Raw genomic sequence first — 16,912 nt, forward strand, 5'->3', positions numbered from 1 at the left:
GAGGCGGGAGGGGCCATTTGCGTTGTGTGAACGGGTATAGCCGGCCACCGTCCACAGCCAACATTACCGAATCGTAATCATCAGATGCTCCGCTTGCCGGTATGATTTAAGGGTCAAGCACAGCGGAGCACTCTCATGCGAATCCTGGTGATCGAGGATGAGCTCAAAACAGCGGCTTATCTGAAGAAAGGCCTGGAAGAATCCGGCTACGCAGTCGATGTCGCGAACGACGGCCCACAAGGGCTTCTCCTCGCGCAGGAAGAAGAATACGACGTGATCGTGCTCGACGTGATGCTGCCCGGCATGGACGGCTGGACCGTCGTCAAGACCTTGCGTAGCACGCGTACCACGCCGGTGCTGTTTCTCACCGCCCGCGACGACGTCGACGACCGCGTGCGCGGCCTCGAACTCGGCGCGGACGACTACCTTGTCAAGCCCTTCGCCTTCGTCGAATTGCTGGCCCGGGTGCGCACGCTGGCGCGCCGGGGGCCGCCGCGCGAAAGCGAACTGATCAAGGTGGGCGATCTGGAAATGGACGTCAATCGCCGGCGCGTAAAACGCGGCGGCGTGCGTATCGATCTCACGCCGCGCGAGTTTTCGCTGCTGCAACTGCTTGCGCGCCGCCAGGGCGAAGTGCTGAGCCGCACGCAGATTGCATCGTATGTGTGGGACATGAATTTCGACAGCGACACCAATGTCGTCGAAGTCGCGATCCGCCGGCTGCGCACCAAGATCGACGATAACTTTCCCGTCAAGCTCATTCATACGGTGCGCGGCGTCGGCTATGTGCTCGAAGTGAAGGATGCCGCGTGATGCGCGGCCGTTCGCTTGCCGCGACGCTTGCGCTGGCCTTCGGCGTTACCACGCTCGCGGTTTTCGTGCTCGTCGGGAGTTTTCTGTACCTTGCGCTGGAGAAACAGATCAAGGCGCAGGATGATCTCGACATCGTGCTTGCCGCACGCCATGCGCGACGGCTCGCCGAGGAACTCGATGCATCGAAAGGGATTCGCGAACATGGCGACCGGTTGACCAGCATCGTGCTGGGCAATGAAGCGATGTCGATGGAGGTGTTCGGTCCCGATGGGCATATGGCGATCGAGCACAACGCCGGGGAGACTTTCGCGACGCAGGGTGGCGCGGCGAGCGGCGCTGCCTCGGCAGTTTCAAATGCGCCTGATGCGTCCGTTGCGCTCAACGAGGCGAGCGAAACGGGCGAAGGAGGCGCGGCAAGCGATTTCCACGATCCCGGCGAGACCGCTGAAGCGGGCGGCGTCGAGACGATCGCCGCGCTGCCGCCGCTCACGCGCATTCCCGCTGCGGCGCGCATCACCGACGTGGATATCGGCAATTGGACCGGCCGCAACGGCGCCCCGATCCGCGGCATCCTCGCGGACGCGCGGCTGCACGACGGCGACACGGCGACCGTGTTGATTGCTCGCAACATGAGCGATCGCTGGCGACTGCTCGACCGCTATCGCGACAAGCTCAACCTGGCGGGCGCAGCCGGCGTGATTCTGGCGATGTTGCTGAGCTATCTGCTGATTCGCGCCGCCTTGCGGCCGTTGCGCGATATCGCGGCGAGTGCTGGCCTCGTCACGGTCAATCGCCTGAACACGCGGATCACCGTGGCGCGCGTGCCGAGCGAACTTGAAGCACTGGTGAACGCGCTCAATGCCATGCTCGAACGCGTCGAGCACGGCTTTCAGCGCCTGTCGCGTTTCACGGCCGACCTCGCGCACGATATGCGCACACCGATTAGCAACATGCGCGGCGCCGCCGAAGTCGCACTTGCCCGACCACGCTCCACCGACGAATATGAGGCGCTGCTCGCATCGAATCTGGAAGAGTGCGACCGGCTCTCGCGAATGATCGAAAACGTGCTGTTTCTTGCACGCGCTGAGCATCCGCAGTTCGTCAAACATATGCGCGCGTTCGAGGCGGGGCAGGAACTGACGCGGATCGCGGAATACTTCGAGGGCATCGCAGACGATGCCAATGTCCGGGTGCAGGTCGCCGGCGCGGCGATGCTGACGGCTGATCTCGAACTGTTTCGTCGCGCCGTCAGCAATCTGCTGGCCAATGCGATCCGCTATACACCAAGCGGCGGCGAGATCACGCTCGATGCCCGCGCAGCGGCCGACGCGGTGCGCGTCACCGTGTCGAACCAGGGGCAACCGATCGCCGCCGAACATCTCGAACGGATTTTCGACCGTTTCTATCGCGTCGATCCGTCACGCAGTGCCTTGCCGTCGTCCGGTATGTCGCAAGGGTCCACGGGTTCGACGGGGCTCGGACTTGCCATCGTCCGCACGATCATGGAGTTGCATGGCGGCACGGCGCATGCGGAGAGCGACGCGCAGAGCACGCGGTTCGTGCTTACGTTCCGGCGGGTTTAGGAGTTGCCTGAGCGGCCGCCACAACCGGCGTCGCTGCACCATCACCTTGGTTATGCCACGTCCCACCCAGCGCCTTCAACAACAACACGCTGGACTCCAACTGCCTTGCCGCAATCTGATCCGCGGTGCGCTCGTTCGTCAGCGCGATCGTCTGCGCCGTAACCACGTCGAGATAACTGACCGCGCCCGCGTTGAACCGGTTTGTAGTGAGCCGCAGCGACAGATCCGCGGCCGTGGTCGCGCGCTGCTGGCTGGCGGCTTCGTCAGCCAGCGAATGCAAGGCGGACAGATTGTCCTCGACCTGCTGGAAGGCCACCAGCACCGATTGCCGGTAATCCGCCACCGTGCCGTCGTACTGCGCCGTCGCGCCATGCAGGCTGGCCGTGCGCCTGCCGCCGTCGAACAGCGTGCCGACCAGCTGCGAGCCGAGCGACCAGAACAGGCTCGGCGCGCTTAGCCATGGCGCGAAGAAGGTGCTTTCCAGTCCGGCGCTCGCCGACAGCACCAGATCGGGGAAGAAGGCTGCATGCGCCACGCCGATCTGTGCATTCGCCGACGCCACGCGCCGTTCGGCGGCGGCAATGTCGGGACGCCGTTCGAGCAGTTGCGACGGCACGCCGACGGGAATCGCCGGCGGCGTCGCGGCCGAGCCGTTCGGCGGCAGCGTGAAGGTCGAGGCCGGCTCGCCGATCAGCGTGGCAATCGCATGCTGCATCTGCGCACGCGTCACGTCGATGTCGGTGTCCTGCGTGCGCGTCGCTTCGAGTTGGGTGGTGGCCTGAGCGACCGCCGAGGCATCGATCGCGCCGTCTTTCAGTTGCTGCTGCAGCAGCTTCAAGGCGGCGGCGTAGGCGGTCACGCTGTCGTCGAGCAGCTTCTTTTGCGTGTCGAGCGAGCGCAGCGAGAAATAGTCGACGGCGAGATCGGCGCTCATCGACAGGCGCACGGCTTCGAGGTCCGCTTCGCTCGCCTCAGCATCGGCCTTCGCGCCGGTCACGCTATCGCGCACGCGGCCGAACAGATCCGGCTCCCAGCTCGCCGAAACGCCGGCCGAATAGTCGGGAATGGTCTTGCCCGCCAGCGCACGGTCCACGAGATTCTGCGAAGTTCTCGAACGATTCTGGGCGAGACCGGCAGTGACGGTCGGGAAGAAACCGGCACGCTGATAGTCCACCATCGAACGCGCCTGCTGAACCTGCGCGACCGCCTTGCGCACGGTCTGGTTCGACACGTCGATGCGCGCTTCGAGTTGGTTGAGCACCGGATCGTTGAAGAGGGTCCACCAGGGGCCGCGCGGCGCCGCGTCGGCAGGAGCCGCCTGGGCCCAGCCAGGCGCTGCGCCTGCGTATTGCGTGGGGATCTCGGCGGTAGGGCGCTGGTATGGCGGCAGTGTCGAGCAGGCGCTCAGCAGCGCGCCGATCAGCGTGGCCACGATCGAACGCCGCAACAACGGACGCGGAAGAGATATCGGAGACATTCGGCTCATCCTTTCGGTGACTGGCGCTCAGCTATGCGTGACCGGTGCGATCTGCACCAACTGGCCGGTACTCAGCGAATCGCCGGGGTTATCGATCACGCGGTCGGTCGCCGCGAGGCCCGTAGTGATTTCCACATGCGTGCCGAAATCGCGGCCGATGTGCACCGTCTTGAGTACCGCACGGCCATTGCCGTCGACCACGGCGACCGTCACGCCGTCGGGGCGGAAGAGCAGGGCGCTCACCGGCAGATCGAGCGCCGGTGTGGTCGATTGCAACTGCAGATGCACTTGCGCGTAAGCACCTGGCATCAGCGCGCCATCCTTGTTATCGACGTCCACCTCCACGCGCAGCGTGCGGCTCGATGGATCGATCGCGCCGGTCGTACGCGCCACTTTCGCTGCAATGTGCCGCCCGGGGTATTGCTGCGCGGTCAGATACACGCCGGTGTCAGGTGTGACGTAAGGCGCGTCGTTCTGAGGTACGTCGACGAACACACGCAGCACGCCGGTCTGCTGGATATGAAACAGCTCGCCCGACATACCTGCCGCTCCGGGCGTGCCGCCCGCGGTAACGAGTGCACCGACATCGACGTTGCGCGCGGTGATCGTGCCGTCGAACGGAGCGGTGATCTTCTCGTACGACACCAGCTCGGCAAGATGCGAGACATTAGCCTGCGCCGACGCCAGCATCGCGCGGCGCGCTTCCATGTCGCTGACTTTCGTATCGGCGTCCTGCTGCGCGACCGATTGCGTTTTCAGCATCTCCTGCCAGCGCTGCGCGGTCGTTTTCGCGAAGTCGAAGTTGGCCTGCGCGGTGGCTTCGTCGGCACGAGCCTGACGCAGTTGTGCGTCGAGATCGGGCGCGTCGATCGTGGCGAGCGTCTGGCCGCTTTTCACCTGGGTGCCGATGTCGGTGTTCCAGTGCGCGAGATAGCCGCTCGTGCGCGCATAGATCGACGCTTCGGCGAACGGCGTCACCGCGCCAGGCAGCAGCAACTCGTTGACGGCCGACGCGGGGCGTGGCGTAACCACGGAAACGCTGAGCACGCTTTGCGCTTGCGTTTGTTGCGTCAGCGCGGCGCTTGCGTGCAGACGCGGCACGATGCCGACGATCAGCAACGCCGCGGCGAGACCGGCCAACGCGAACGGCCAAACGCGGCGGCGCGGCTTCGGGCTTGGGGTCATGTCGGCGGAGCGTGCGGTTCCGGCAGCGTTGGGATGCGAGTAGTCATTGCCGCTCGCGGGCTGAGCCTGCGGAGCCGCCTGAGCGGTCCCAGTGACATGCACGGTATCGGTGGCGCGGGCAGCTTCTGCGGCTCGACCGGCCTCGACAGCCGCTTCAGACCTGTCGCCGAGGTCCGGCGGAAGTGATGGATTGTTCATGAGCAAGTTCTCGTCGGAGTCAAAGTGTGCGGGCAGGAACGCGGGATTCTTCTGCGGCGTTGCGAGCCGCGCGGCGTTTGTCCAGCCACGCATGCACCATCCCGTAGACGACCGGAACAAACAGCAGCGTGGACACCGTTCCAAGCGCAAGGCCGCCGATCACCGCGCGGCCAAGCGGCGCGTTCTGTTCGCCGCCGTCGCCGAGTCCGAGGGCCATCGGCAGCATGCCGATCAGCATGGCGAGCGCGGTCATCAGCACCGGACGGAAGCGGCTGAAGCCCGCCTCGAGCGCGGCCTGTAGCGGCGGTTTGCCGCCGTGGTGGAATTCACGCGCGGTGTTGATCACGAGAATGCTGTTGGCCGTGGCAATGCCGATACACAGAATGGTGCCGGTCAGCGCCGGCACGCTCACGGTCGTGCCTGTGCTGAACAACATCCACGCGATGCCCGCAAGCGAGCCCGGCAAACCACTGATGGTGATGAACGGATCGATCCACGACTGAAAATTGACGACCATCAGCAGATAGACGAGGGCGATCGCGAACACGAGGCCGCTTGCGAGGCCGCTGAACGAGTCGTGCATCGCCTGCACCTGGCCGCGAACCACAATCGACGCACCCGGCGGCAATTGCGGCCGGATCTGATCGACGAGCCGGTTCACGTCGGTCGCCACGCCGCCGAGGTCGCGCCCTTGGGCCGACGCGAAAATATCGAGCACCGGCTGCACGTTGTAGTGCGAGACGACGGCTTGCTGGGTGGCACGTGTCAGCGTGCTCATCGCGCCAAGCAGGTTCTGCGCAGCGGGGCCGTTGCCGTTGGCCGCAGCGGACGCTGTCGCCGCGCCCGCACCTGCGCCTCCGCTCTGCGCGACCGGAATATTGGCCAGCGCCTGTAGCGAGTTGATGTCGTACTGCGGCATCATCGCCATCAGCGGATAGCTGACACCGTTGCGCGGATCGAGCCAGAAATTCGGCGTGGTCTGGGAGCTGCCTGAGAGCGCGATCAGCAGGTTCTGCGATACGTCCCGTTGCAGCAGGCCGGCCTGAATCGCCCGCGTACGGTCGACATTCACGTTGATCGCGGGTTCGTCGCCCGGTTGCTGGATGCGCGCATCGACGAGACCGCGCACACCGCGCAGTTGAGCGAGCAAGCGGTTCGCCACGACGCGATTGGCGTCGAGCTTGTTGCCGACGATCTGGATATCGATCGGCGCGGGCAGGCCGAAGTTGAGAATCTGGCTGACGATATCAGCGGGCAGGAAGGCAAACGTGACACCGGGGAAATCTTTCGAGAGCGTGGTTCGCAGCGTCGCCACATAGGCGGCGGTGGGCTTGTGTCCGGCTGCGAGCGTGATCATCACATCAGCGTCTTCGGGGCCAATCGGGTCGGAGGAGTCGTAAGTCAGGTTGATGCCGCTCACCGGCACGCCGATGTTGTCTAGCATGGCCGCGAGTTCCTGCTTCGGGATCACACTGCGCACACGGGCTTCGACTTCATCGGTGATACGCGCGGTGTCTTCGATACGCGTGCCGGTCGGCGCACGCAGATGCAGGCGGATCTCACCGGTATCGACAGCGGGGAAGAAATCGCGGCCGGAAAATGGCACCAGGGCGAGCGAGCCGATACACAGCAGCAGAAAGATCGCAATGAAACGGCGCGGGCTAGCGATAGCCGACGCGAGCACGCCGCGATAGCGTTCGCGCAACATCTCGAAGCGATGTTCGAAGGCAGCCTGAAAGCGGACCAAGCGTGCAATCGGGCCGTTGCCCGTGACTGGCGCGTTACTGCGCGCACGCATCAGATACATCGCGAGGGTCGGCACCAGCGTACGCGAGAAGAAATACGACGCGATCATCGCGAACACCACCGCCTCGGCGAGCGGCACGAACAGATAGCGTGCCACGCCGGACAGTAGAAACATCGGCACGAACACGATGCAGATGGACAGTGTCGAGACAAAAGTCGGCACGGCGATTTCGCCCGAGCCGTTCAGAATCGCGTCGTGCAGCGGCTCGCCGTTCTCCAGATGGTGCGTGATGTTTTCGATGGCGACGGTGGCGTCGTCGACGAGAATACCCACCGCGAGAGCGAGCCCGCCAAGCGTCATGATGTTGATGGTCTGGCCGAGCGCGGACAGCGCGATCAGTGAGGTCAGCACCGCGAGCGGAATCGACACCGCGATGATCAGCGTGGCGCGCCAGCTGCCGAGAAACAGCAGGATCATCAACGCGGTCAGGGCCGCGGCGATCACGGCCTCGCGCGCCACACCCACTACCGCCGACTTCACGAACACCGATTGATCGGACAGCGCGGTGATATGCAGCGCACTCGGCAAACCCGCCGCGATATGCGGCAGCATCGCCTTGACCTGCTGGATGATGGTCAAGGTGGACGTGCTGCCGGATTTTTCGATGGTGAGGAGCGCAGCGCGTTTGCCGTCGCTGCGCACGATGTTGGTTTGCGGCGCATAACCATCGCGTACATGGGCCACGTCGCGCACATACACCACGCCGCCGGCTACCGTCTTGATCGGCAGGTCGTTCAGCGCGGCCACCGTGTCGGTGCTGCCGTTCATCTGCACGTTGTATTCCTTCGTGCCGATCTTGGCGGTGCCGCCCGGCAGAATCAGGTTCTGCGCGTTGACTGCGTTGACCACGTCGAGCGGGGCGAGACCTTTGGCCTGCAGCGCTCGCGGATCGATATCGACCATGATTTGCCGCACTTTGCCGCCGAACGGCAGCGGCACCGACGCGCCTTGCACCGTCGCCAGTTGCGTGCGGATCTGGCTGTTGCCGAGGTCGTAGAGCTGCTGTTCGGACAGCGTGTCGCTGGAGAGTCCGAGTTGCAGAATCGGCACCGTCGACGCGTTGTACGTGATGATGTTCGGCGGCAGCGTGCCGGGGGGCAGCACGCGCAGAATCGATGCGGAATTGGAGGCCGCCTCGGCAATCGCACGATTGATGTCCGCGCCCGGGTGGAAAAAGATCTTCACCACCGAGACGCCATTCAGCGATTGCGACTCGATATGCTCGATATCGTCGACATCGGAGGTCAGTGCGCGCTCGTAGTTCGACGTGATCCGGTTGGCCATGTCCTGCGCGGAAAAGCCGTTATACGTCCAGACGATGCTGACCACCGGGATGTCGATGTTCGGAAAGATATCGGTCGGTGTGCGCAGTATCGCGAGCGGGCCGACGATAAAGATCAACACCGCGAGGACCACGAATGTATATGGGCGGCGCAGCGCGAGCTTGACGATCCACATGACGGTTTCCTGAAAAGAGGCAGAGGGAGGCGCGCGGGTTTTGATGCGACTGGTGGCGCGGGGCGCGGGCTTCTTCGTTAATCTGGAGTGTGGGGGTGGGGCACTTACCGGGTGTGGTCCGGTAGATTACCGTTCTGTTATCTGAGGTTTGGTTTTTTGGGTTTTCGTTTGGGCCCGATGCGTAGATAACAAAACGGTAATCTCCGGGTCAGTGCTCCGACAGCTGAAATGACAAGAATGGGAAGCGTGGTTCAAGCCACTCATTTCTTGCACTTCATCGGAGAGACATCATGAAATTGCTTACCGCTATTGCTGTTGCTGCGCTTAGTTTGCCGTTTGGGGCGAATGCTTTTGCTCAGTCCAATTCGTCGGGGTTGACCCGCGCTGAAGTCATCGCTCAGTTGCAGCAGGCTCAGGCTGAAGGGGTCGTGCCTACGTCTAATAATGACTATCCGCCTACGGCCAGGGAGATTGCTCGGAATCGGGAGATTTATGCTATTCAGCATGCGGATGGGGCTGGTGCTGTGAAGACTGCTGGCGCTTCTGGCGATCAGGCTCAGGCGGCCTCTAATTGATGCTGCGTCTGGACTCCTGGGGTGTTGGCCTTTCCTTGATCTGGCTTTGGTGCCTTTTCTTGAATTGTTGGTGGTCTATTAGCGTTGCCCCTGTGCGGGGCGGCACCTACTTTTCTTTGCCGGCTGCAAAGAAAAGTAGGCAAAAGAAAGCAGCTCAAACCGCTACTGCTAAGCGGGGCCCGTGGTCTGCTGCGGGTAGTGGTGCATCTGGAATCCGGGTTCGTGCCCCTGCATACGCCAGTGACAAGGGCGTCATACTTCCGGCGGCGCTGCGCGCGCCGAAGAGCAGTTCATAAAACCGATCCTGCGGTTTTGCGCTCGCTTTTATCCGCCGCGGTGGCTTGTGTCCTTCAACTTAAGCCTATCGCCCAATCCACCGCTGCGTCGAACAGGCTAGTTCCCGCCGGCGACAAGTTGCCGAAGGTGTCGTTGTTCAGAAAGAACATCACGCGACGGGCCGGGGCCAGCGACTCGTAGTCCATCGTCGCGCCTTTCTCGTATGCAAAGATCGCCGCCTTCTCCGGCTGCCCATACAACGTCGCAATCGTCGTCGCGCCCAAGCCCGGTTTGCCCCAGCTCATCGCAGCCTGTTTGACATATGCGTTCGTCACGCCCGCCGGTAAACCAGCTGCGATCGGATGGGGTGCGTTGACCAGCCACAGGTAACGCTCCTTCTCCGCTTCGCCGAAATCGACGTCGTGACGCTTGCCCGTCATCGCGAAGTCGTCGAGTAAATCGTTCTCCCATGTCAACAACGGCGTGGCCAGATAGCGCCAGCCACCCACTACCTGTTTCGATGAGACCGTCGATGAAATAACAACGAGATCCGCGTCGCCAACTGCCTCCGGCGGTTGCACCTGGTCCAGCATGCGCACGCTATAGCCACGCGCTTCAAGGTGTGTCGCGATCTTCTGGTCGACAGCCATGCTCGGCCCGTTGAGTTGCACGACCATCACGACTTTCTTGCCCGTGCGTGGCCCGCTCGTTGCCGCGCGCGCAGCAGGTGTCGCGACAGCCAGCAGGGCGCCAAGGCCCGCTGCTGCGGCGAGAAATGTCCGGCGTTTACGTATGGGCGCTGAGCTGTGTTCAGCGCGGCGATTCTGAAGTTTCATGGTGATTCCAGTCTCGTGTTGACCAGGTGAATGCGTGTATCGCGTGCGATGTCGGCACGGCCTAGAACTCCAGCGTCGACAGCAAAGAGACCTGACGCGCGTCGCCAACCGATACGAAGTACTTGTTCACGCTCGACGGGTAGTAAGTCTTGTTGAACAGATTCTTTACGTTGAGCTGGAACGACAGATGGCGATTGCCCAGTTTCGTCTCATACGTGGCGAAGGCATCGGCGACGGTGTAGGCGGGCAACGTGAAGCTGTTCGCCGAATCGCCCGGGCGCGTGCCGACGTAATGCGCGCCGGCGCCGACGCGCAACTGGTCGCCGCCGAAGATTGTGCCGAAGTCGTACACCGCCGCAAGCGATGCCGTGTTCTGCGGCGCATTCCACAGTCGCTTGCCGGCGTAAAGCGGGTCCTCGGTAGTCTTCGCGTCGATGTACGCGTAGCTCGCGATCACGCTCCAGTGCTGACCGATCTGGCCAGCCACGTCGAGTTCCACGCCGCGCGAACGCGCTTTGCCGGCTGTGCGCCAGTCGGTCTGCCTGGTGGTGTCGTTGTACTGCTGAACCAACACGTTCTTCTTGTCGATATTGAACAACGCCAGCGTGCCGCTCAGGCCGTTGGGCATCGCTACTTTGGCGCCGAGCTCCCATGAGGTGGCTTCCTCAGGCAGCACCGACGAATCGATCACCACGCCCGAAGACAGCGGCGCAATCGTCGATGTCGGTTTGAGCGACTGCGAGTAGCTTCCGTACAGCGACACCGTCTCGGTCCACTTGTAAACCACGCCCGCTCGCGGCAGCCATTTGGTGCCGTTGATGTCAGTGTTGACGACAAACGGCCGGCCCTTTCCCGCGATCTGGTTGTAGCTCAGAAAACGCGCGCCGCCGATCAGAATCCACTTGTCCGTGAGATGCAAGCTGTCCTGGAAGAAGAGCGAGCGGTCGTGCAGCGTGTCGGTCTGATCACTGTCGCTCGCCGACACCGTGGTCGACGGACTCTCCAGACCGTAGACCGGATTGAAATAGTTGAACGGATATTTCGTGGCCTGGCGCAGCAAGTCCTTGCGATAAATGCGGCGGTATTCGTCGTCGACACCGACCTGCAGATCGTTGCGCAAACCGGCAATGTCGAAATGGCCGTCCACATAGGCGATCGCGTAGCTGTCCGTGCTGAGCGCGCCGTGCGTCGCGTCGTTGCTACGCGACACGGCGCCGGTCGTGCTGTTGATGCCCTGCACGCGCAACTGGCCCGCGTCGTAGGTCTCGCGGTTGTAGCTGTAGCCGAAGTGCGCCTTCCAGTTGGCGTTGATCTGATGGTCGACGCTGATCTGCGCGAGGTTCGATTCGCCGTCCATTTCGTTGAAAGGTTCGTCGAGACGTTCGCGGCTCGAGATGGCGAGCGGCTTGTTTGTCTTTGGGTCGAGCGCTGTGCCGCGGTCGAATGGATAGAGAAACTTTCGGTATTCGTACGACACCAACACCTGCGTATCGCGTCCGTACCATGCGAGCGACGGCGCCACGAGCGTCTCGCGATGTTCACCGAAGTTGCGCCAGTATTGCTCGTCTGTCTGATCGACGACCAGCCGGTAGGCGAGGCCGGAGTTGCCGATCGGCCCGGTCGTATCGAACGTCGCGCCGGCTCCATTGCGGCCGTGTCCGTAGGTCGAGCCGAGCACGGAGATCGCGTGATACGGTTTGAGCAAGGGTTGCTTGCTCACCACGTTGACGACGCCGCCCGGGTCCATGATTCCGTACAGCAGCGAAGTCGGACCTTTGAGTACTTCGACACTGTCAGCGGCCGCATTCAACGCGCGCCCCTGTACGAGCGGCATACCGTTGTGCATGATCGAACCGTCGCGATTGCCGCCAAAGCCGCGCTTGAGCAAGGTGTCCTGCGTGCCGGCCAGCGTATTGCCTTGCACGATGCCGCTCACGTTCGCGAGCGCATCGTCCAGATTGCGCGGACGTTGGTCATGCAATACCTGGGCCGGCACGATGTTGACGGCCTGGGCCGTGTCGAGCACCGGTGTATCCGAACGCGTCACCACTGCGTCGACAGGTGGCCGGTAGCTGCCGGCTTTCACCGTCGACGAACTGACGGTCACGGCGGGGAGGGTGGTGCCGCGCCCGTTGCTGGTGTCCGCCGACGGCTCAGCGCGCTGCACGAGCGTATAGCTGCCATTGGACTGTTGCACCGCGCCGAGCCCCGTGCCGCGCAGGATTTGATCAAAGCCTTCCCCTATGCCGTAATCGCCACGCAGGCCTTCACTCGTGCGGCCATCGGTCAGCGCCGCCGGAAACGACAGCAGCAGTCCGCTCTCGCGCCCGAAGCGATTGAGCGCCGCTTCGAGCGGGCCAGCCGGGATGTCGTAGCTCTTACGCGGCGACGCCGAAGCGGTTGGCGCATCGGCGGCCAGCGCGACATTGAACGGCAGTCCCGCCGAGATCAGCGCGGCCGTTGCAATATGCCGCGCGAAGTGTGCCGGCCGCCGCGCGCACAAAGCGCCACGGCTGCTACGGCTGCCGTTGCCGACGCCGTTCTTTCGATGCTGTCCCATGTTCAAAGCTCGCAGGAAGGTAGACGATGTGTTGCTCTCATCTCCCTTGTCACGCGAGATTCGAAAACAGCTCACGACAGACGAAAAATTTCGACGCAAGCGTCATGGTGCGGCGTTCACCGAGTGCGGTGCGCGCATCCGCGCTCCATGCGCGCCACGGCACGTGTTCACCGGCGATCCATGTCGCTCCGCCGGCGAACAGCAGAGTCGCGAGGACTTTGACACTCGCGCGGCGCTTCGCCGAGCCGGGACCGGTCAGCGCAGCGCGTGCGGCCGCCGCGCCACCTGCGCCTGCGTTGCCCGAGCCTGTTTCAGCGAGGCCCCGGAAGCGGCTGCCGACGCTGCAGATGTGTTGCCACGCACGCTCATGATCGGGATGCTCCGCGCACCAGCGCGCCAGCGCGAGTTGCTGCGCGCGCGTGTTGTCGCCGGATTGCAGTTCCATCCACCACTCCACGGCGCGCAGGGCGATGTGCTGCGGAATATCGGGTCGCGCGCTCGCGTTCATCCGTCGATCCGTCAGGCCGCGCTGAGTGCAAAGAAACACTGCGCGCCGGCGCGCACCAGATGGCGCTTTACGGTCGAGACGGACAGCTTTAGTTGTGCGGCGATCTCGGCATGGCTCAAGCCGTCGAGCTGGGCAAGCAGGAACGCACGCTTGACAGCGACCGGCAGCCGCTCCAGCAGACTGTCGATTTCACACAGTGCTTCGAGAAGCAGCGCGCGGTCTTCCGGTGAGGGCGCAAAACTTTCGGAGGCGAGCGCCAATGCTTCCAGATAAGCGCGCTCGATCTGCTCGCGACGCCAGTAGTTGGCTATCACGCGTTGCGCGACCGTCGTCAGGAACGCACGCGGTTCTTCCAGGGCAAGAGGTTCATCGCGGGCGAGCAGACGCACGAACGTATCGTGCGCAAGGTCGGCCGCGCGATGCGCGCAGCCGAGCTTCTTACGCAGCCACGCGTGGAGCCAGCCGTGATGATTGCTATAGAGCGCCTGCATCTCGTGATGCAGGGCCGATTCGTTTGCCGCCATGGCCTACCGGACGCGCCGGATCGGTGGATGCGGCGCCCTTGTAAATGAGAACGATTCGCATCATAGCATGACAAAATGTAAGGCGGGAATGAGAACGTGCCCAGCGCTATGACCGGTCGCGGTTACGGGCCCGCGTGGCGCCCGTGATCACCGCGAGGCCGAGCATGATGACCGCCACGATCGCGATCGTATGTTGTGCGACATGCAGCGCCATCAATCCCCACGCCACACCGCCTATCAGAATGATCCAACCTACGAGATAAATGAGCAGGGTCATCGTTTTTCTCCTTTCCTTTCGACGGACGGGACCAGCTTGCCTGCTATGGAAAGCGTTACCGGTCACCCCGATTGGGCCGTTGAAGTCGCGTGCCCGAAGCGGCCTGCAGCAGGGCGAATCCGGCATATGCGATCAACGGGTCTATCGAGCAGCAGATTTCGCGCCTGGGGTCGATGCATCCGCCGTTTCACGCTGGTAACGATGGCGGACCGGGATTCAGACGACCCACCACGCGAGCAGCGCCGTGAGCAGCACCACGGCCCACGAAGGCAGGCGCCACCAGCCGAGCAAAGCGAGCGCCACGATGACCAGGGCGAAATCGCGCCCACTGTGCACGGCGCTGGTCCATACGGGATCGTAGAGCGCGGCGAGAAGAATCCCGACCACCGCAGCGTTGATGCCGGCCATCGCCCGGCGCATCGACGCGAATGCCCGCAGTTCGCCCCACAGCGGCAACGCGGCCCCGACCAGCAGAAACGACGGCAGAAAAATTGCGACGGTGGCGATTAGCGCGCCTGCTATGCCCGCCGGGTAACCGGTGCTGGCGGCGCCTAGAAACGCCGCGAAAGTGAACAGCGGCCCCGGGATCGCCTGGGCTGCGCCGTAGCCGGCCATGAAAGAATTGGTCGAGAGCCAGCCGCGCGGCACGACGACCGCTTCGAGTAAAGGCAACACGACATGGCCGCCGCCGAACACTAGCGAGCCCACCCGGTAGAACGCCGCGAACAGGTCGAGTGGATACGCATGCAGCAAGGCAGCCGCAGCGGGTAAGCCGACCAGCAACAGCCCAAAGACGGTGAGGCAAAGAAGGGCGCCGGTCTTCGTGCCGGGCATGCCGAGCGGCGCACGTGGCACCTCGGTCGACGATTTCAGAAGCAGAGCGCCAGCGATGCCCGCCACAACGATCGATGCGATCTGGCCGTAAGTTGCGCCGAGCACGATCACCGCGATGGCCGACGCCGCCGCGATCGTGATGCGGGCACGGTCGGGGCACAGCGTGCGTCCCATCGACCAGACCGCCTGCGCAACGACCGCGACCGCTGCGAGCTTGAGGCCACGCAGCAGATGAAGCCCGTTCGCCTCTGCCAGATGGGTGAAACCATAGGCAAACGCGACCATCAACAACACCGACGGCAGCGTAAAGCCGAGCCAGGCCGCGAGCGCTCCCGCAATGCCGCCACGAAAACGGCCGATCGCGATACCGACCTGGCTGCTGCCGGGGCCCGGCAGAAACTGGCACAGCGCGACCAGATCGCTAAACGTGTGTTCGTCGAGCCAACGGCGGCGCTTGACGAACTCGTCGCGGAAGTAGCCAAGATGTGCGGCAGGGCCGCCGAACGAGGTCAGGCCGAGCCGCAGGAAAATGCAGAAAAGGCTCCATGGCGAACTGTGTGCGGGCAGCTCGAGGGGCGCATCGGATTCCGTGTTCTGCATCAACATGTTCCACACCCGCTCACAGCAAGGATTTCCCCTGGGCGAGAATCTTGTCGCAGACCTGTTTCGTGACCTGTTCCTTCAGACCGCCGCCGCTCAGGTCCAGCTGCTTACCGTCGCCGCTGCTCAGGATGCCCTTGGCGCCGTTGGTGTAGCCGCTGTCTGACGAGGCCGAACTGGAGCCGCCCGGAAGCTTGCTCATCAGCGAGTCCTTGACCGAAGACGCGCTGCCGCCGCTGAGATAGTTGTTCTTGATGCAGAACTCCAGCACGCCCGCGACGTTGCTGGTGCTGCCGGACGTTAATGACTGGCCTGACAAGGCACTGCCCATGCCGCCGAGGCTCCCGAGGCCACCGGACGATCCACCACCCGAGCCCTGGTTGAGCAGGTTACCGAGCTGCGCCTGAGCGGCCGGGACAGGCAGCAATGCTGCAATCAGCATCCCTGAAGCTGCGATGCGATAGGTGCGTGCTTTCATACTCGAACTCCTTCTGCTGGCTGGAAGTCCACTCTACTATAGTGCCTTTCAGACGGACGGCAGACCGGGTCGTCATGTTAAATGTTGTCATGCGCGATGGATAACCTGCGGCAGTCTCCATAGACTGTCATGTTGATCGTATAGGCGTACGCGGTATATCCGAGCGCAGATAGAGGCAAGGGGGCTTGTCGAGCAAGTTGTAAGGGGGAGTGAGTTTCGCCGGATATTTGGTGTGCGACTGCGTTGGCATTCACTGCTGCGTGCTTGCAGCGTTGATTGCAGTTGGCAGGTGTCTGATTTCACGCCCGGCCAGGCGCTGCGTCGAATCGGAACTGACAGATCACGTCCGAGCTATCGGCAATGGTCTCGATCTCGGCCGCGGTCAACGAACAGATCCGTGTCGCCATCGAATCGGACAATCCGAGTGCGCGTTTTGCCTGCTCCCTGTCTTCTCCAAGCATCCGCTGCGCGAGCAGGAGATACGACTGGTTGAATGCGGCGATCGCCTGCAGGCTATCTGATTTCTTGGTCAATGGTCTATCTTGCATACGAAGGTTGACGTTCATCACCGATCATTTCCCGGTGATATGCCTATTCGAAGTTTACTCGCGCAGACATGCCCGTTGGTGACAAAAGCTTGAGTCATTCCGCCAATGTCCGGTATCAACCGTGCCTGTTTTACCGATCGATTTAAGAGCGAATTTTTTGAATGCAATTACCGACGCTGGTTAATGACATTACTGTAGCGTTCCGTCAATTGATCAGTGTGATCCGACAAGACCCCACCCGATCCGACTAATGGCAGACGATACTTGTCCGGGGTTTGCCGCGCCCGGCGAACTCTACATGCCTCGGTTAAACCTGCCCGGATTCTGGATTCATGCGGGCAGGTTCTTTTTACGGCCGGGCACCGGCATTTCCGA

At 62.9% G+C, this 16,912-nt stretch carries 14 protein-coding genes; 3 read left to right on the plus strand and 11 right to left on the minus strand.

Annotated features, from left to right (window positions below):
* Window positions 1–135: 135 nt before the first annotated feature.
* Window positions 136–813, plus strand: coding sequence for a heavy metal response regulator transcription factor (locus PQQ86_RS29225; RefSeq protein WP_256458125.1), 678 nt, complete (start codon window positions 136–138; stop codon window positions 811–813).
* Window positions 813–2,396 carry a heavy metal sensor histidine kinase gene (locus PQQ86_RS29230; RefSeq protein ID WP_408274949.1) on the plus strand — a complete coding sequence of 528 codons (1,584 nt, stop codon included), beginning with the start codon at window positions 813–815 and terminating at the stop codon, window positions 2,394–2,396. Before PQQ86_RS29225 ends, PQQ86_RS29230 begins: the two co-directional genes overlap by 1 nt.
* Here PQQ86_RS29230 and PQQ86_RS29235 read toward each other — a convergent pair.
* From PQQ86_RS29235 to PQQ86_RS29245, 3 genes are read right to left on the minus strand one after another with little or no spacing between them, the layout of a single operon-like run.
* Window positions 2,377–3,873 carry an efflux transporter outer membrane subunit gene (locus tag PQQ86_RS29235; protein WP_408274952.1) on the minus strand — a complete coding sequence of 499 codons (1,497 nt, stop codon included), beginning with the start codon at window positions 3,871–3,873 and terminating at the stop codon, window positions 2,377–2,379. The two genes, PQQ86_RS29230 and PQQ86_RS29235, sit on opposite strands and share 20 nt — an antisense overlap.
* Before the next feature lie 27 nt (window positions 3,874–3,900).
* Window positions 3,901–5,256 (minus strand): efflux RND transporter periplasmic adaptor subunit, encoded by a 1,356-nt coding sequence (locus tag PQQ86_RS29240; protein ID WP_408274953.1) that lies wholly within the window; start codon window positions 5,254–5,256, stop codon window positions 3,901–3,903.
* Window positions 5,257–5,275: 19 nt separating this feature from the next.
* On the minus strand, window positions 5,276–8,521 hold the full coding sequence (locus PQQ86_RS29245; RefSeq protein ID WP_408274956.1) for an efflux RND transporter permease subunit: 3,246 nt from the start codon (window positions 8,519–8,521) through the stop codon (window positions 5,276–5,278).
* A gap of 290 nt (window positions 8,522–8,811) precedes the next feature.
* On the opposite strand from PQQ86_RS29245, the gene PQQ86_RS29250 reads away from it, so the two are divergent.
* The gene (locus PQQ86_RS29250; RefSeq protein ID WP_408274959.1) at window positions 8,812–9,096 is read left to right on the plus strand and encodes a DUF4148 domain-containing protein; all 285 of its coding nucleotides are present in this window, start codon (window positions 8,812–8,814) and stop codon (window positions 9,094–9,096) included.
* A 350-nt stretch (window positions 9,097–9,446) separates the two neighbouring features.
* Here the strand turns inward: PQQ86_RS29250 and PQQ86_RS29255 are convergent, their stop codons facing one another.
* The 8 genes from PQQ86_RS29255 to PQQ86_RS29290 form a co-directional block, all read right to left on the minus strand.
* Complete coding sequence (locus PQQ86_RS29255; protein ID WP_408274962.1) at window positions 9,447–10,208, minus strand: hypothetical protein; 762 nt, start codon at window positions 10,206–10,208, stop codon at window positions 9,447–9,449.
* A gap of 61 nt (window positions 10,209–10,269) precedes the next feature.
* Window positions 10,270–12,768 carry a TonB-dependent siderophore receptor gene (locus PQQ86_RS29260; protein WP_408274965.1) on the minus strand — a complete coding sequence of 833 codons (2,499 nt, stop codon included), beginning with the start codon at window positions 12,766–12,768 and terminating at the stop codon, window positions 10,270–10,272.
* Window positions 12,769–12,817: 49 nt separating this feature from the next.
* Window positions 12,818–13,276 carry a DUF4880 domain-containing protein gene (locus PQQ86_RS29265; protein ID WP_408274968.1) on the minus strand — a complete coding sequence of 153 codons (459 nt, stop codon included), beginning with the start codon at window positions 13,274–13,276 and terminating at the stop codon, window positions 12,818–12,820.
* Between the two features lie 11 nt (window positions 13,277–13,287).
* Window positions 13,288–13,800 carry a sigma-70 family RNA polymerase sigma factor gene (locus tag PQQ86_RS29270; protein WP_408274971.1) on the minus strand — a complete coding sequence of 171 codons (513 nt, stop codon included), beginning with the start codon at window positions 13,798–13,800 and terminating at the stop codon, window positions 13,288–13,290.
* Between the two features lie 106 nt (window positions 13,801–13,906).
* A complete protein-coding gene (locus tag PQQ86_RS29275; RefSeq protein WP_171928376.1) occupies window positions 13,907–14,077 on the minus strand; it encodes a hypothetical protein in 171 nt (56 codons plus the stop codon).
* A 216-nt stretch (window positions 14,078–14,293) separates the two neighbouring features.
* Window positions 14,294–15,511: a chromate efflux transporter gene (gene chrA, locus PQQ86_RS29280; protein WP_408274974.1), complete on the minus strand. Its 1,218-nt coding sequence runs from the start codon at window positions 15,509–15,511 to the stop codon at window positions 14,294–14,296.
* A 19-nt stretch (window positions 15,512–15,530) separates the two neighbouring features.
* The gene (locus PQQ86_RS29285) at window positions 15,531–15,989 is read right to left on the minus strand and encodes a YjjA family protein (RefSeq protein ID WP_408274977.1); all 459 of its coding nucleotides are present in this window, start codon (window positions 15,987–15,989) and stop codon (window positions 15,531–15,533) included.
* A gap of 299 nt (window positions 15,990–16,288) precedes the next feature.
* A complete protein-coding gene (locus PQQ86_RS29290) occupies window positions 16,289–16,555 on the minus strand; it encodes a flagellar transcriptional regulator FlhD (RefSeq protein ID WP_408279391.1) in 267 nt (88 codons plus the stop codon).
* Window positions 16,556–16,912 lie beyond the last annotated feature (357 nt).

Source organism: Paraburkholderia sediminicola (genome assembly GCF_046026675.1).
Lineage (GTDB): Bacteria > Pseudomonadota > Gammaproteobacteria > Burkholderiales > Burkholderiaceae > Paraburkholderia > Paraburkholderia sediminicola_F.

Bases quoted from the DNA above. Each gene is read 5' to 3' on its own strand.
- PQQ86_RS29245 (WP_408274956.1), bottom strand. From the start codon at position 8,521: ATGTGGATCGTCAAGCTCGCGCTGCGCCGCCCATATACATTCGTGGTC.
- PQQ86_RS29290 (WP_408279391.1), bottom strand. From the start codon at position 16,555: ATGAACGTCAACCTTCGTATGCAAGATAGACCATTGACCAAGAAATCA.
- PQQ86_RS29275 (WP_171928376.1), bottom strand. From the start codon at position 14,077: ATGACCCTGCTCATTTATCTCGTAGGTTGGATCATTCTGATAGGCGGT.
- PQQ86_RS29260 (WP_408274965.1), bottom strand. From the start codon at position 12,768: ATGGGACAGCATCGAAAGAACGGCGTCGGCAACGGCAGCCGTAGCAGC.
- PQQ86_RS29230 (WP_408274949.1), top strand. From the start codon at position 813: ATGCGCGGCCGTTCGCTTGCCGCGACGCTTGCGCTGGCCTTCGGCGTT.
- PQQ86_RS29285 (WP_408274977.1), bottom strand. From the start codon at position 15,989: ATGAAAGCACGCACCTATCGCATCGCAGCTTCAGGGATGCTGATTGCA.
- PQQ86_RS29255 (WP_408274962.1), bottom strand. From the start codon at position 10,208: ATGAAACTTCAGAATCGCCGCGCTGAACACAGCTCAGCGCCCATACGT.
- PQQ86_RS29235 (WP_408274952.1), bottom strand. From the start codon at position 3,873: ATGTCTCCGATATCTCTTCCGCGTCCGTTGTTGCGGCGTTCGATCGTG.
- PQQ86_RS29265 (WP_408274968.1), bottom strand. From the start codon at position 13,276: ATGAACGCGAGCGCGCGACCCGATATTCCGCAGCACATCGCCCTGCGC.
- PQQ86_RS29225 (WP_256458125.1), top strand. From the start codon at position 136: ATGCGAATCCTGGTGATCGAGGATGAGCTCAAAACAGCGGCTTATCTG.
- PQQ86_RS29250 (WP_408274959.1), top strand. From the start codon at position 8,812: ATGAAATTGCTTACCGCTATTGCTGTTGCTGCGCTTAGTTTGCCGTTT.
- PQQ86_RS29270 (WP_408274971.1), bottom strand. From the start codon at position 13,800: ATGGCGGCAAACGAATCGGCCCTGCATCACGAGATGCAGGCGCTCTAT.
- PQQ86_RS29240 (WP_408274953.1), bottom strand. From the start codon at position 5,256: ATGAACAATCCATCACTTCCGCCGGACCTCGGCGACAGGTCTGAAGCG.
- chrA (WP_408274974.1), bottom strand. From the start codon at position 15,511: ATGCAGAACACGGAATCCGATGCGCCCCTCGAGCTGCCCGCACACAGT.